This is a genomic window from Paenibacillus sp. 32O-W (assembly GCF_007679495.1).
Taxonomy (GTDB): domain Bacteria; phylum Bacillota; class Bacilli; order Paenibacillales; family NBRC-103111; genus Paenibacillus_L; species Paenibacillus_L residui.
On the sequence record NZ_VEGP01000061.1, the window covers coordinates 20,733 to 36,584 of the forward strand.

The following is a 15,852-nucleotide window of genomic DNA, read 5'->3' on the forward strand; positions in this document are numbered from 1 at the left end:
GCGCGTCCGACCAAGGGGGGGGTGAAAGATAACTATGAGCAATACCGCAGCTCCAATGAAACCGTCGGCAAAATTCAAAAGAGCGAAGCCGAAGAGAAGCTGGGCAACGTATTTCAGAGAATTGAAAAAAGATATCATTCGAGATCGAATCCTGTACTATTTGCTAATCCCTTTCCTGCTCTGGTTTCTAGTCTTCAAATATTTTCCTATGTGGGGCATCCAAATTGCTTTTAAAGATTTCAGCTTGTTTAAAGGAATCGGCGGCAGCGACTGGATAGGCTTCGAGTACTTTACTGAATTTATTGGAAGCGAATACTTTTCGAGAGTGTTCATGAATACGGTCATCATCAGCTTATATGGACTGATCATTTGCTTCCCGGCCCAAATTATATTGGCCATTATGATTAGCGAGGTGACTCGGCAGGGCTTTAAGAAAGTGGTGCAAACGCTGACTTATTTGCCTCATTTCGTATCCGTAGTCGTCATCGCCGGAATCGTAACGACTTTCCTGGCGCCGAACAGCGGGCTGATTAACCTCATTCTGGAGAAGCTCGGGATGGAGAAGATCTATTTTTTGACCAATCCCGATTATTTCAGAGGAATATATACGGCCATGAATCTCTGGAAGGAGACGGGGTTTGCTTCCATCGTTTTTATCGCGGCGATTGCCGGTATAGATACACAGCTCTACGAAGCTGCTAAAATGGATGGGGCCAACAAGTTCAAACAAATTATCCATGTAACGCTGCCGGGCATACTGCCTACCATTGTCGTGATGTTCATTATGAAGGTCGGCAACCTGCTGAGCGTCGGATATGAGACGATCATTCTGCTCTATCAGCCGGCAACATATGAGAAAGCGGATGTCATCAGCACCTATGTTTATCGCTCGGGGCTTATAGACGGAAGATATGATTTCGCGACTGCCGTAGGATTGTTCAACTCTATCGTAGCCCTTATCCTGGTCATTATGGCGAATAAGCTTAGCAAAAAAGTAACCGATGCAAGCCTATGGTAGGTGATAGTGTGATTGAGTCAAGAGGAGAAAAAATATTTAAGATCATCAATAATATTCTGTTAGCTATTATGGCGCTTGCGGCTCTTTACCCTTTTATATACGTATTATCCGCGTCCATAAGCATGCCGTATAACGTCGTTACGGGCAAAGTGCTCCTGTTTCCCGAAGGGTTTACGCTCGATGCGTATAAACAGGTTTTGGGCAATTCGGAAATATGGGTGGCCTATGCTAACACCATTTTCTATACCGTTGTCGGGACGGCGGTATCCATGCTCTTTACGATCTGCGGAGCCTACGCTCTGTCGAAGACACGTCTGAGGGGGAGAAAATGGTTTACGATCTTCGTCACGTTAACTCTATGGTTTGATGCCGGCATGATTCCGTTCTATCTGACTTTGAGAGATCTGGGGCTTTTGAATACGCGGACAGGCATTATAATCGCTTTTGCTTGTAACGCCTTTAAGGTGATCCTGCTCCGCACCAGCTTTGAAGCCATACCGAAAGAAATGGAAGAATCGGTGAAAGTGGACGGCGGCAACGATCTGCAGGTACTGCTCAAAGTATACTTGCCGCTGGTGAAGCCCGCATTAGCGACAGTCGGCTTGTTCTATGCGATCGAGAAGTGGAACGGATACTTCTGGTCGATGATTATGCTGACCGATATGGACAAGATCCCGCTTCAAGTGCTGTTGAAGAAGATGATTGTCGAGAACGATCTGCAATCGGAGTTTGCCGCCGCGTTGGACTTTACCTCTACGGTATCGGCGGAAACCGTAACTTATGCGACCATCGTCGTCTCTATTCTTCCAATTGTGCTTGTGTATCCCTATATTCAGAAATATTTTATCAAAGGTATGCTGGTAGGCGCGGTCAAGGGATAATGCTACTATTTTAAAAATGGGGTGGAAGGTTTGAAAAAAATCGTCTATTTGTTAACGGCAACCACTATCATTGCGGGTGCTCTGGCAGGGTGTTCGAAGGCTCCGAAAGAAGCTGCACCGTCCGAAGGGGAAACGGCGGCACAGAATAGCCAAAATCCGTACCTGGCTTCGGAGAAGCCGCTTAAATTGAAGGTTCACATGGGAACGAAAGATTCGGGAGTATTTAAAAACGATTGGCCCATCTTCGTGATGGCTGCGGAGATGACCAATGTCACGCTGGAGGGAACGCTGCCGAGTACGGTCGCAGCGAAACGTTCAGTATTGTCATGGCGTCGGGTTCGCTGCCGGATATTATGCAAGCGCTATCCAAAGATTTCCTGCAATACGGCCAGGAAGGAGCTTTCCTGCCGCTCAATGATTTGATCGACAAGCATGCTCCCCATCTGAAGCAATTCCTTCAGGATAATCCCGATGTAAGGAGTGCGGCCTCCGATAATGACGGGAACATATGGTTTATCCCGTTTGTTGCGGATGGAGAAGCGGAGAAAGGCTGGTTTATCCGCAAAGACTGGCTGGAGAAGCTGGGATTGGAAGAACCGAAAACCGTGGATGAGCTGCATAATGTGTTAACGGCGTTCGTGAATAATGATCCGAACGGCAACAACAAGAAGGATGAAGTTGGCTTTTTCCACAGAAATACGTCTATCGGAATTGAAGGACTCATGGCGCTCTGGAATGCATACCCGGATTATCGGGCATTTGACGGTAAAGTGGTATTCGGGCCGTTGGAGGACGACTACGGCGTTGCCATGGAAAATATCGCCCAGTGGTATAAAGAAGGATTGATTGATAAAGAAATCTTCACTCGGGGAAGCAAGGCGAGAGATATTCTGCTCGCGGATAACGTAGGCGGATTGACGCATGATTTCTTCGCTTCGACGGGGAACTATAACGAGCAGTTGGCGAGCAAGATTCCGGGCTTCCGGTTCGAGCCGATGCTTCCTCCGGCGGACGTCAACGGCGTGGTGAAGGAACCTTCCAAGCGCGATCGTGCCAAAAACTATGGCTGGGGGATCTCGCACAGCAATCCGGACCCGGTGGCCACGATTAAATACTTCGACTTCTGGTTTACGGAAGAGGGCCGCCGAATGGCTAACTTCGGAATGGAAGGCGACACGTATACGATGGTCGACGGCAAGCCGATCTTCACGGATAATTGCTGCCGTCCAACGAGAAAGTGACGATGGAGCAATTTGGCGGCAAAATACTGGATATTGCATTCAATGCGCTGGAAGACTTTATTTTGCTGGAGTTCACTCCAGACGGAGCATGGGCGGAAGGGCCGAGCTACTGGAAATATACGCTGGAGTACATTGTACGGTTCATTTCTTCCTTGGAAACGGCGTTAGGGACAAGCTACGGATATGACCAAACGCCCGGACTCAACAAGACGGGGTATTTCCCGACGTATTTGAGCGGGGCGGTGGGCTCGCTGAATTATGGCGATGCCTCGAATAACAAAGTGATTGCCGCAGAAGAATTGTGGATTGCGAAGAAATACGGAGATCGATTGCTGGCCTCCGTGCATCTGGACAATAAAATCAAGTACAGAAATGCCGGTACGGAATTCGAAATGCTATGGTACGAGCCAGATTCCTATCTGCCGGGACAAACACTGGAGCTGGACCAATATTTCAGCGGGACGGAAGTCGCCACCTTCAGAAGCAAATGGGACGATCCCAATACGAGCTTCCTGGGGTTGAAGGCGGGCAATAACGTAGTCAGCCACGGGCATTACGACCTGGGCAGCTTCGTATTCGAAGCGTTGGGCCAGCAATGGGCCATTGATCTGGGCAAGGACGATTACAATCTTCCGGGCTATTCCAATTACGATAAGGAACGGTTAACCTATTATCGTTTGAATCCGGAGGGACATAACACGTTAGTCATCAATCCCGATGGCGGCGCGCAGCAGAACATTAAGGCATTTGCCAAAATTGAAAAGACGGAAAGCAAGCCGCTGGGCGGTTTTGCGATCGCCAATCTGACGGAGGCTTATGACAAGCATGTCTCTTCGGCGAAACGGGGCGTGATGCTTGCCTCGAACCGTACGCGAGCGACGATTCAGGACGAGGTTTCCTTCTTGAACCCGTCCACCGCGTACTGGTTCATGCACACAGAAGCCGACATTCAAGTTAGCGACGACGGCCAATCGGCCATTCTGACCAAAGGCGGGGAGAAGCTGTGGGTCGGATTGGACAGCGACGCCCGCGACGCTTCGGGCCGTCCGATCGAAGCGAAGCTCGGCGTGATGGATGCCAAGCCGCTGCCGGAATCGCCCAATCCGCCCAAGCAGCATCAGAATGAAGGTATCCGCAAGCTGTTTGTCAAGCTGGATGAAGTGAAGGAAATGAGAATAACGGTTACGTTGATCCCGATTGTCGGGGCTCTGGAGGATACGGATACTTCGTTCACCGGCGTTCCGCTCGATCAGTGGACAATTGCGGACGGCGAACTGACGATTCCCGTCGTTCAAAGCGTAAGCATCGACGGCGAGCCTCTGCCAAGCTTTAACGAGCAGACATTCAGCTATGATATCCGGCTGCCGTTAGATCGGACGAATGTGCCTGTCGTGGAAGCGGTCTACGATCATACGCTGTACAATGTGCAGGTTGTTCCGGCGGATGACGTTCCCGGCATCGCTAGGCTTATCGTATCATCGGTGCAAAGTCCCGAGATCAAGAGCATTTACTATTTCAACTTGAAATTAACGCCGCTTGACGGAGAAGAGGAGCGTCTGACCGAGCTGCCGGTTGAGGCCGTTTCCGCCAGTGCCTCGCAAGCCGACAAGGGGAACACGGAGGATAAAGCGATCGACGGTAATTTCGATACTTATTGGGGAGCGGAAGGCGACCAATGGATCATGCTCGATCTGGGGGAAGCGAAAACCGTAAACAGCGTCGGCATCGCCTTTATTCGCGGAAATGAGCGGAGCTTCAAATACGAGATCGAAACCTCGCTGGACGGCGAAAACTGGTACAAGGCGTTCACAGGGACAAGCAGCGGCGAAAGTCTGGATATCGAAAAGACGTATTTGAGGCAGCATGACGCGAGATATGTCCGCATTACCGGACACGGCAACAGCGTAAACCAATGGAACTCCTATGCCGAAGTTCGCGTCTATCAACTGCAGTAATAGAAGAAGGAAGCTTCTGATTGAAACGGACATTATACAGAAATGGCAGCCGTAATGGAATGAGCATTCGGAGGCAGGGGACGATCCCTTGCCTCTTTTTGTATTACAAGACATCTCAAAAAAGAGTAAAAGGAGCTTGTAATGAGGAGGGATGATGCTCCTTGACCTCACCCCCCTGGATGAACAAAGGGAATAGAAGTAGAGAATCGCAAACCTTTTTTATTAAATTAAGGAAAATTTTATACATTTTATAGATAGTATTAAAGATTTAGAAGGTAGTTAAATGTATGCTTATTCTAACAATCGAATAGTGCGGGAAGTTAAAGCTTGTGATATGCAAATGGTTCAATCCGTTCAAGAGAGGTGCAATTAAGGATGAGGTCAAATTCAGGAAGAATATGGCTAGTTTTGTTTTATCTTCTCTTTGCTGTATATGTTTGTTTTGCAATGAAAATCATCTTATTTAAGACGATCCCACTATCAAAAGCATTTACGCATCCGCTTCTTGAACTAAGAAGTGTGAATCTCATTCCTCTTCGTACAATCATCGAGTTTATTAGTGAACCCATGGATCTAGTGATGGCGTTAACCAACATTTTGGGTAACATTGCGGTCTTTGTTCCCTTTGGAATATTTATATCCTATACAGTTAAGAAAAAATCGCTTGGTTACCAAACGTTAATTCTGTTTTTAACCTCACTGTCCATTGAGATCGTTCAATATATATTGGCTTTGGGCAGCACTGATGTGGACGATATTCTTTTGAACGTTGTGGGGGGATTATTCGGAATTGCTATCTGCCAAGGAATGAAACGAATATTCCCTGCCCAAGATCGTCACCTTATCGCACTTGTGGTCTTTTTTCTGGTGGCGGGGATCGCCGGAAGCGCAACGATTATGAAGGTGGATAGCAGCTTGCTTCCTTTTGGCTCTTCCAAAGTGGTCTACATAGATGAGAATAAAGAAATAATGGAAGACTTGGATGAGGCTGCGGCTCATTTGGTTGGGGAATTAGTATCCATTGATGCGGACACGATTACAGTACAGCGTTCTCCGAAGCATACAGTTACGATGACACAATCGGAAATATCGAATGACGGAGACGAGAGGGTGACAGTCTCCTTCAACGCTGTGACAAAAATAATTATTCGGCAAATTCATTCCGATAAAAATGAAATCATCAGCCAATATAAGGAAGGGACGGCTTCGGAACTCGCCTTCCTGTTGAGCTCGACGGATACTGTTCCCTCGGTAAGGGTCTGGTTGTCCAATGAAGATAACCTTTCAGCACATGCGCTGCTTGTTAGTTTCATAGAATAGCGGAATTCATAATCCGGCATTATTCGAGCTACTCAGACGCAAGTAATAGAAAGTATAAATGATAATTTATGAGTTTGATTAAGGCTTCTCACTTTAGTGGGATGCTTTTTTTCTTTAAAAGTTCAACCAACCCTCACGAACGCAGCTACCTAAGCACAGTAGAAAATAATGATGCCTTTCGTCGTTGGATGTTCGATTTAAAGGGGCAGAGCGGGTTTGTAATGAGGGCGGTACCCTGGAGACTACGATGCCGAGAGGATGAAAATTCTACAATTTATATAACTAGAACTTACATGTATATTTTCTGTAGAGTTTTATTTGCTATCATTCATAATGCTAGGTATTAATGCGAGAATGCTTATTTATCGAACAGTCTGATTCTTCTGTGCAGCGAAGAGCAGCGCTGTTTTTGCGGTATTCAAAATTCCCTTCCAAGCACTGATAAATGGCGGATCGTGGGAATAGAAAGCAGAATGACATGGATTTAACACCATGATAATCAAGGAGAGCACGATGAAGGCGGTCTTAATCGATGATGAAAAGCTGGCTATAGATGATTTGGAGCAACAGCTTCTGAAGATGGCGGACTATCATATCGTAGGCAAATTCACGGATCCGGTGATTGGAAAACGAGTGATTGAAAACAACGATGTTGATATCGTTTTTTTGGACATTCTGCTTCCTGGGTTTAACGGGTTGAAATTGGCTGAACAGCTTCTGGAGAGGAAGCCTGAATTGATTATTGTCTTTGTGACGGCTTATAATCATTTTGCAGTCAAGGCTTTTGAGCTTAATGCATTTGATTATATATTGAAGCCGGTTCGGCAAGAGCGTTTGGTTAAAACCACTCAACGGGCTAAACAAAGAAAGATGGGACTATGCCCGGATTCGTTGCGAAGAACGGAAATATTGCAATTAAACCTGTTTTCGCATGTCACGATTTCAGATGAATCGGGCGGGATATTGCCTTTGCATTGGAGGACGGCAGACATCCAGCAGTTGTTTCTATATCTGCTCCAGCATAGAGGACAGGTTGTCGGCAAATCTGAACTAATCGATTTGCTGTGGCCGGAATTCGAGCTCAAGAGAGCGTATGCCCGTTTGTACACCGGGGTGTATCATATTCGTCAATTGCTTGAGCCGTTCGGCGATCATTTTGCAATCATTAGCTCATCCGAGGGGTATCTGTTGGCATTGAAGGATATCCGGTTGGATGTGGACCAATTTGAACGGTTTGTCCAATCAGAGACACCATTATCCCGCGATACGATCGAACAATATGAACAGGCCATGAGCTTGTTTACGGGAGAATACCTGCAGGAATATAACTATGCATGGGCGGAAAATGAGAGACGGAGGCTGCAGGCAATGTGGATTCGGACGGTTTCCAAAATAGCGGACTGGTATTATTCCAACCATCATCTGGATAAGGCAGTGTCTCATTGTTTGAGCATCTGCCATAAATATCCGCTTGAAGAGAAGGCTTGGTTTACCACATTGGAAAGTTTAAGTTCATTAAAGTATTGAAATGGAGCGACTTTCTAATTGGCATAAAAAGCTTCCTCTAATACCGGGTTATTCATCTTCGAAAAAACTTCGTTAAAAGCTTTTTTTACTCTCATGAAATTGTTGGCCGAAGCAGGGGATCGGGCGTCTGTGCTTCATTACTTCAATCAATTGCGGGCCATGTTGAAGGAAAAATTTAATACGCAGCCCAGCCCTGCGATTACGGAGTGGTATCAAGCCTGGAAGAATCAGAGTAAGCCGTTAATTTCAAGCGGAAACAGGTAATTAGCTGCTATATCTGGCCTTCGCGATCATGTGTTTAACTTTAATGGGGCTGTCCCAATAGCGTTTGCATCAAACGAGAACATTCCAAAAACGAAGTAAAAAGGACCTCTAAACCCACTGTGTGTGTGGGAACGGGGTCCTTTTCTAGTAGCCAAATTTAACTCTAGGCGGGGCTTGAAAAATCATAGATCGATTTATGATACAACCCCATTCCTTCCAGCGGTAATAGATGGACCTTTGTTAAAAAAGTAATTTATAAACGGCATACCCTATAACCAATAATAAAATTAAAATTCCAGTACCTTTCCAACCCATCCTGCCAACTAAATCCGCAAAATTTCCAAATTCGGCACGATTTACTCCATCACTGAACGTACCGAAGGGGTTATTTTTTAGCTCTTCTTGTCTAAAACGTTCTCTTTTGTCTGCAGGTGTTTCTTTTCGGGAATCCATTTAACCGCCTCCTGATCAAACCGCGTACATTAAGAGCAGCTTGTTTTTCTCTTATGCAGATTATATTACTACAAATATTCCCCAATACCTCTGTATGGATCGGTCCGTTTGTATGGCGCCAAGCTTTTTTTAAAAAAGCTGCAAATCTGCATGTTTTGGGGCGGTTTGGCTTCGCTGCCGCAGCAAAGGCTGACAAAATACATCTTTTTTCTCGTTTGAGTGGAGAGGGAGCCTTTTACTACGAAAATAAATGCATAATCGCAGGCTTTTCTCTCAATATCCCATTTGGATAAAAAATAGATGTATATTCGCAGGAATTTGAAACTTGTCCTTGCCGTAAAAAGACTGGAAAGAGCAATGCACATGCTTCCGTTTTACGGGCGCGATAAAAACGTCTCTTTATACGGCGTGTTATGCGCTTATTCGACTTCAATGCTTCCGTAAGAAGAAACCTGCAATAAATGACTGCTATATATTTTGCAAAAAGGATTGATTTTAAAAATAATATTTTATATACTTAACTCAAACATGAAATAAAATTTCACAAACATTTCCATTGTAACCAATCGTTATGACCGTAGGTTTTGTCTTGGCGAAAGGGCTTTCGAAGTGGTTTGAATATTCCTTCCGCTGCTGCGGTTATTGGATTTTTCATCATTGTTGGAATCGCTTTCGCTGCGGTTTTCTCCTCATACTTTCAGAGGATTAAATAAATGATAAAGAAAGTTAAATTTAAAAAGGGAGGCAACATAATATGAAACGTTGGACCACCATTGCGTTGACGGCTGCTCTAATATCGGCAACGGCACTGACCGGATGCGGCAAGCAGGATGCAGGGCCAAGCAGTACACCTGACAATAGCGTGCAGCCGGCGCCGGGAGGAGAGAAGGTTAAGCTGACGATCGGAAGTTGGCGTACAGAGGATACAGAGGCTTACAAGAAGATCATCAAGGAGTTCAACAAGACCAATCCGGACATTGAAATCGAATTTAAACCGACGAAGAACACGGAGTATAACACCGTATTGAATACGGCTTTGCAGACGGGCAGCGGTCCCGATATTATCCATCTGCGTCCGTATGCGGCGGGCAGACAGCTGGCCGACGGCGGATATTTGGAGCCGATTGACAACTTGAAAGGAATCGACGTCTTTAGCAAGGATACCTTGCTGGCTGCGACCGGAAGTGATGGCAAGCTGTACGGAGTGCCGACGGTGTTCAGCTCGACACAGATTTTCTATAATAAGAAGATTTTTGAGCAATACGGCCTGCAGGAGCCCAAAACATGGGACGAACTGATCCAGGTGGCCGAGAAGCTGAAGGAGAATAAGGTAACTCCGTTTGCCTTCGGTTCCAAGGAAGGCTGGATTCTGTCCCTGACTCACGGTGCGTTGGGGCCAAGTGTCTACGGAGGGTCCGATTTCGTGGACAAAGTCACATCGGGCGAAGCGAAGCTGACGGACCCCGCATTCGTGGATTCCGTCAAGATGATGCAGGAGCTGGCCCCGTATTTCCCGGACAACTATATCGGTCTCGGCATGGATGATATGCGCAACCTGTTCGTTACCGAGCAAGCGGGAATGTTCGTGATGGGGGACTGGGAGGTGGCCGTCATGAAGAAGATGAATCCGGAGCTTGAGCTCGATATGTTCCCGGTTCCTCCGAAATCCGCCGACGGCAAAGCGACGGTGACGACATGGGTGGACGGTTCCTTCGCCGTCAACAAGCAATCCCCGCATAAGGAAGCGGCATTGAAGTTCCTGGAGTTCATGACGACCAAAGAATTCGGTACGCTGGTCATTAACGAGCTGCAGAAGCCGAGCACTATTCCGGGAGTTACCGCGGACGATCCGCTCGTTTCGAAGATTGCCGAGAACGCGGATACGATCGCGACGCCATATCTGTTCGTTGTTCATTTCGGAGCGGGCAACCCGACCTCCAAATCTACGCTGGAAACTTCGCTGCAGGGCATGTATCTGGAGAAAATGACGCCGGAGCAAGTGGCGGATGAAGTGCAGAAGAGCGTTGATTCTTGGTTCCAACCGCAAAAATAATTCCGTGAGGTGGCGAGGACATGGGAAATCGGACGAGAAACGTTAAGCGAACGAGGTGGGTGGTGCATCTTTTCCCCCTCCCTGCCCTCGCTGTTTATACCTTGTTTATCGTATACCCCATTCTGGCTGCATTCAGCTACAGCTTGTATGATTGGCAGGGGTTTCAAAAAGGGGCCTTTATCTGGTTCGACAATTTCGTCAGTCTGTTCACTAAAGAGCCGTTCAATCATTTGTTCTGGAATGCGTTCGGCCATAATGTTTATTACTTTATTCTCGAGATGGTTGTACAGAACGGGATTGCGTTCGTGCTGGCCTATATTATTTATTCGAAAATCAAGGGCGCGGGTTTTTTCAAGATGGCGTACTTTATCCCGCGTCTGCTCTCCGTCATTGTCGTCGGTTTCTTGTGGAAGCTCATCCTGAATCCGAACAACGGTGTTCTGAATACGGTGCTGAAGCAGGTCGGGCTCGATTCATGGGCCAGACCGTGGCTTGGCGATCCGGACACGGCGCTTACGGCCATCATTCTCGTGAATAGCTGGTTCGGCATCGGATTTTCCGTGCTGATCTTCCTGGCGGGACTGCAGGGAATCTCCCAGGAGGTGATCGAGGCGGCCCGACTGGATGGGGTGAAAGGCTTCAAGATGATCCGTACGATGATCATTCCGATGATGATGCCGTCGATCATTATTATAACGGTATATACGTTCATTCATGCTTTCGAAGCCTTCGAGCTGATTTATGCGATGGAAGGCTCGCAGGGGGAACCGTTCAATTCGACGGATACGCTGGCCATCTTCTTCTACCGTATTGCGTTCGGCGGAGCCGGCGGCGGGGATTCTGTGGCTATCGGATTAGGTTCCGCGCTTGCGGTGGTTCTGTTCTTCATCATTGCCAGCCTGTCGGCCTTATTCTTGTACTTCACACGTAAAAATGAGATTCAGCACTAAGGGGGGAGCCATATGAAAACAAGCAGAAGCCTTCGGATTGCACAGTATTTCATCGCGTATTTGCTGGCTTTCATTAGCCTCTACCCGGTTTTCTTGATGCTGATCTCTTCGCTCAAAACGAATATTGATATTTTCAAGCATCCTATGGGCTTGACGACGAAGCTGAGCTTCCAGGCGTATGTCAAGCTGATCGATCAGCTTCCATACTTGGACTACTTGACGAACAGTATTTTCGTGAGCGTTGTTTCGGTCGCTCTCATCATAGTCAGCGGATCATTGGCTTCGTTCTATATCGCCAGGTATTCGTTCCGCTGGAACGGGGCGCTGTTTTTCTTCTTCCTGCTGGGCATGATGATTCCGATCAAGCTGGGGATCGTGCCGTTATTCCTTCTGATGAAGCAGCTGGCCATTATCAACACCCAATGGTCGCTCATCTTCGTCTATACGGCGATCGGCATTCCGTTATCGGTACTGATCTTGACCGGCTTTTTCCGCACACTGCCCAAGGAACTGGAGGAAGCCGCCAGAATTGACGGCTGCTCGGACTTGGGAATTTTCCGGAACGTACTGCTGCCGTTGATGAGACCGGCTCTCGGTACGGTGATGATCATGAACTTTATTACCGTATGGAATGACTTCTTCTTTCCGCTCATTTTCATTCAGGACGAAACCCGCAAGACGATTCCTGTCGGAATGCTGACGCTGTTCGGCGAATATTCTACCGATTGGAGCGTGCTCTTCGCCGGTCTGACCCTGTCTTCCCTACCGATGCTGGTTCTGTTCTTCCTGGCCTCCAAGCAATTCATGGACGGATTGACGGCAGGTGCGGTTAAGTAACACAAAGTATTGCCGGAAGCTGAAGAAGCGCAAAGCAATAGCCAAGCGGATGATAGATTCACCGGAGAGTACTTCACAAGAAATGCAAGAAATGGAGGAACTAAACCATGGAGCAGGCCAACATCAGTGAACTGCTCACCGAGCAGAGAAATGAACGCACCCGGCATTTGGACCGCTTAAGCATAGAAGAGATCGCCGAGCTGATGAATCGGGAGGACGAGACCGTCGCCCTCTCGGTGCGCAAGGCGCTGCCGCAGATTACGGCGGCCATCGAGCGCATTGTGGAGGCGCTTAGGAGCGGCGGCCGATTGATATATATCGGCGCCGGAACGAGCGGCCGGCTCGGCGTTCTGGATGCGTCGGAATGCCCGCCGACATTCGGCGTCAGCCCCGAGCTGGTGCAGGGGATCATCGCCGGAGGGGACCGCGCCATCCGCCACGCGATCGAGAACGCCGAGGACGATGCGGAAGCCGGGCGGCGCGATGCGGCCGCGGTCGTGACCGCACATGACGCCGTCGTCGGCATTACGGCAAGCGGCCGGACGCCGTATGTGATCGCGGCCATCCAGGAGGCGAGGCGAATCGGCGCGGTGACCGCCAGCATCTCGTGCAACAGCGGCACCCCGCTGAGCGCCGCGGCGGAGTGGCCGATTGAGGTGCCTGTCGGCCCGGAGATCGTTACGGGCTCTACCCGGCTCAAGGCCGGAACCGCGCAGAAGCTCGTCCTGAACATGCTCAGCACGGTCACTATGATTCAGCTTGGCAAAGTACACGACAACCTGATGGTCAATGTGCAGGCGACGAACCATAAGCTGAAGCAGCGGGTCGTCCATATCGTCATGGATGCGACGGGTGTCGATCGGCCGACGGCCGCCGATTACTGCGAACGGGCCGGCGGGGACGCGAGAGTGGCGATTCTTATGCAGCGTTACGCGATCGGCAGGGAAGAGGCGCTAGATGCCCTTAAGCGGACGGGAGAGCATTTCGGAGCGGCGGACAAGCTGTTGGCGGGACGTTAGTATAAGAAAATGTTTAGAGGTTTGAGATTCTCGAATGGATAAGCCAGAGGGCCGTAATCGTAACAAAATGGCTCTCTGGCTTATTGTCTTCACGATATTTACTCTTCAATGATAATTCCGTTTAACTTAAGGTTGACGGGGTTCGCGATCGTATCTCCTACCGGACAAGTTTGTTCCAAAAATTGAATAAACTGCTCGACCCGTTCCCGGGGCGCGGAGGTTTTAATATGGAAGGTGTAACGGATGTCGGAATACCCGCGGCGAACATCCGATTTATTCATGAAGCCGTCCGTATCCAGATCCCCCTCCACCTCTACCCGGAAATCATCGAGCTGAACATCAAACTTCCTGGCATACACCCGGGCTACGATGGATTGGCACGCGCCCAGCGAGCAGAGCAGAGCTTCCACCGGATTCATGGCCGTATCCGTTCCTCCCAAGCTTTTCGGTTCGTCTATTAACAGTTCGAAATTTCTGGAACGGGTCTTGACGACCAGTCCGTCCTGCAAATGGGCGGTTGCTTTAAAAGTTTCTACCGGCATTATTAGCACTCCCTTGTATAGTAAATTTAAGTCTTCCGACTAACTATTATCGGTTTATAATACTATAACATATTTTACCCACCTGTTTAGTATGAATTTAATTTTAAATTATATATTTTCTATTTCGTTAATTTTTAATCCGGTGGAACGTTTCTCGGTATATACTTGAAGGAAAACTGACTTTTCCTGTATTTGGATGGGAAGTCGTCAATCAGCGGATTTTAGGGGAATGGATAAGCCTGGGGTTGAAGGCGGTCCTATTTGGGGGACTCGAATAAGATAGGGAGGGACGGTTAATAATGAGCGGCAGACAGATCATTCCAGGTGCCAGACAGCTAGCTTTTCAGGATTGGGAGTATGGGCTGTTTATACATTTTGGCTTGCGTACTTTTTATGAAGGATACGTGGATTTCGATGAGAGGCCCATGTCTCCGTCGGCATTTAACCCCGTCGAGCTGGATTGCGGGCAGTGGATTAGAACGGCCAAGCAGGCGGGAATGAACTATGCGGTGTTTACGGCGAAGCATCACGACGGATTTTCCAACTGGCCGTCGGCCTATACGGAAATGTCTGTAGCCCATACCCCATGGAAAGACGGAAAGGGTGATGTCGTCGGCGAATTTGTGGCGGCTTGCCGCAAGTACGGGGTTAAGCCCGGTCTGTACTACTCGCCCTATGATGCTTCCGCCGAGAGCTTCCTCCATGACGGCAAGGCCTATGACGATTATTTCGTCAATCAAATAACGGAGCTGCTGACGAAGTATGGAGAAATAGATATTCTGTGGTTCGACGGCTGCGGATCGGAAGACCACGAATATGACTGGCCGCGGATTATTGGAGAGATTCGCAGGCTTCAGCCGAATATTTTGATTTTTAATATGGGGGATCCCGATTTTCGCTGGGTGGGCAACGAGGACGGGGTCGCCCCATACCCCTGCTGGAATACGGTGGATGCCGTCGATTTCTCCATTCAGACGGAGAGGAAAGAACAGTTGGGAGAGAGCTTGCGGCTTCCCGCGGAATGTGATGTCCAAATGCGGGCGAACTGGTTCTACAGCGATCATGACGAACATACGGTCAAAAGCATCGACGAACTGATCGGGCTATATTATTACTCGGTCGGCCGCGGAGCCAATCTGCTGTTGAATATCGGGCCCGACCGGAGAGGGCTTCTGCCGGATAAGGATGCGGAACGGATTTTGGAGTTCGGCGAGGTGATCCGGCAGCGTTTCGCCAGCCCGATCGCTACGCTCGCGGATTGCGAGAGGGAGGGCAGGTGCTGGACGTTCAGGCCGGAACGGACCATCCTTCTGGATCATGCAGTGATTCAAGAGGAGCTTGCTCACGGGGAGAGCATTCGAAGCTTCAGAATTTCGGTAATGACTCAGAAATCACAGAGGTTAATCCCGGTTTACGAAGGAAAGAGTGTCGGGCATAAGGCAATATGCCGGTTCGCGCCTATCCGCGCACGAGAGGTTGTCATGGAAGTGCTGGAGTCGGACGGCGAACCTCATGTGAGAGAACTATCGTTTCATTATGTCGGGGAGAAGCTATAGGGCAGCGATTGACCATCAGGATTAACGGCAAGCCGTTAGGACGGTACAGGCATCCTTCCATTCAGTGAAATGGCAAAGTCAGGTCCGCAGAGCCCTTCCCGAACTTGTCTTTAGCATAAAGCAAGAGCAGCCCCGTTCTACAGGATCGGGGCTGCTTCTTATTTAGGCTTTAGCCAGTTGAGTGCGTGAAACGCGCGAAACAAAAAACCACCCGCTATGCGGGTGGAGGGATCGAG

The 15,852-nt window shown here is 48.6% G+C and carries 14 protein-coding genes and 1 pseudogene; 13 read left to right on the top strand and 2 right to left on the bottom strand.

From position 1 onward, the window contains the following. Positions 1–34: 34 nt before the first annotated feature. The 7 genes and pseudogenes from FS806_RS19820 (at position 35) to FS806_RS19845 (ending at position 8,206) form a co-directional block, all read left to right on the top strand. Positions 35–1,018, top strand: coding sequence for an ABC transporter permease (locus tag FS806_RS19820; protein WP_260982181.1), 984 nt, complete (start codon positions 35–37; stop codon positions 1,016–1,018). Between the two features lie 8 nt (positions 1,019–1,026). Beyond that, entirely contained in the window at positions 1,027–1,899 is an 873-nt protein-coding gene (locus tag FS806_RS19825) for a carbohydrate ABC transporter permease (protein ID WP_222126726.1), read from the top strand. Between the two features lie 30 nt (positions 1,900–1,929). Then, positions 1,930–2,322 carry a hypothetical protein gene (locus FS806_RS26335; RefSeq protein WP_222126727.1) on the top strand — a complete coding sequence of 131 codons (393 nt, stop codon included), beginning with the start codon at positions 1,930–1,932 and terminating at the stop codon, positions 2,320–2,322. Continuing rightward, the gene (locus FS806_RS19830) at positions 2,226–3,140 is read left to right on the top strand and encodes an extracellular solute-binding protein (RefSeq protein WP_222126728.1); all 915 of its coding nucleotides are present in this window, start codon (positions 2,226–2,228) and stop codon (positions 3,138–3,140) included. Before FS806_RS26335 ends, FS806_RS19830 begins: the two co-directional genes overlap by 97 nt. Further along, entirely contained in the window at positions 3,116–5,095 is a 1,980-nt protein-coding gene (locus tag FS806_RS19835) for a discoidin domain-containing protein (RefSeq protein WP_222126729.1), read from the top strand. The genes FS806_RS19830 and FS806_RS19835 overlap by 25 nt, the downstream gene beginning before the upstream one ends. A 375-nt stretch (positions 5,096–5,470) precedes the next feature. Beyond that, positions 5,471–6,415, top strand: a complete 945-nt coding sequence (locus FS806_RS19840; RefSeq protein WP_144940096.1) for a VanZ family protein — start codon at positions 5,471–5,473, stop codon at positions 6,413–6,415. 513 nt (positions 6,416–6,928) lie between these two features. Continuing rightward, a pseudogene (locus tag FS806_RS19845) lies at positions 6,929–8,206 on the top strand (response regulator). Positions 8,207–8,446: 240 nt separating this feature from the next. Here FS806_RS19845 and FS806_RS19855 read toward each other — a convergent pair. Further along, complete coding sequence (locus tag FS806_RS19855) at positions 8,447–8,659, bottom strand: DUF6366 family protein (RefSeq protein ID WP_144940102.1); 213 nt, start codon at positions 8,657–8,659, stop codon at positions 8,447–8,449. Between the two features lie 53 nt (positions 8,660–8,712). Here FS806_RS19855 and FS806_RS26340 point away from each other — a divergent pair, with 53 nt between their 5' ends. The 5 genes from FS806_RS26340 (at position 8,713) to murQ (ending at position 13,518) form a co-directional block, all read left to right on the top strand. Further along, on the top strand, positions 8,713–8,952 hold the full coding sequence (locus FS806_RS26340; protein ID WP_222126730.1) for a hypothetical protein: 240 nt from the start codon (positions 8,713–8,715) through the stop codon (positions 8,950–8,952). 461 nt (positions 8,953–9,413) lie between these two features. Further along, positions 9,414–10,712, top strand: a complete 1,299-nt coding sequence (locus FS806_RS19860; RefSeq protein ID WP_144940104.1) for an ABC transporter substrate-binding protein — start codon at positions 9,414–9,416, stop codon at positions 10,710–10,712. Between the two features lie 20 nt (positions 10,713–10,732). After that, a complete protein-coding gene (locus tag FS806_RS19865) occupies positions 10,733–11,662 on the top strand; it encodes a carbohydrate ABC transporter permease (protein WP_144940106.1) in 930 nt (309 codons plus the stop codon). A 12-nt stretch (positions 11,663–11,674) separates the two neighbouring features. Continuing rightward, positions 11,675–12,499 carry a carbohydrate ABC transporter permease gene (locus FS806_RS19870; RefSeq protein ID WP_144940108.1) on the top strand — a complete coding sequence of 275 codons (825 nt, stop codon included), beginning with the start codon at positions 11,675–11,677 and terminating at the stop codon, positions 12,497–12,499. Positions 12,500–12,606: 107 nt separating this feature from the next. After that, positions 12,607–13,518, top strand: coding sequence for an N-acetylmuramic acid 6-phosphate etherase (murQ, locus tag FS806_RS19875; protein ID WP_144940110.1), 912 nt, complete (start codon positions 12,607–12,609; stop codon positions 13,516–13,518). A 98-nt stretch (positions 13,519–13,616) separates the two neighbouring features. Here the strand turns inward: murQ and FS806_RS19880 are convergent, their stop codons facing one another. After that, positions 13,617–14,060 (bottom strand): OsmC family protein, encoded by a 444-nt coding sequence (locus FS806_RS19880; protein WP_144940112.1) that lies wholly within the window; start codon positions 14,058–14,060, stop codon positions 13,617–13,619. A 299-nt stretch (positions 14,061–14,359) separates the two neighbouring features. On the opposite strand from FS806_RS19880, the gene FS806_RS19885 reads away from it, so the two are divergent. Then, positions 14,360–15,616 carry an alpha-L-fucosidase gene (locus tag FS806_RS19885; RefSeq protein ID WP_260982182.1) on the top strand — a complete coding sequence of 419 codons (1,257 nt, stop codon included), beginning with the start codon at positions 14,360–14,362 and terminating at the stop codon, positions 15,614–15,616. Positions 15,617–15,852: the final 236 nt, after the last annotated feature.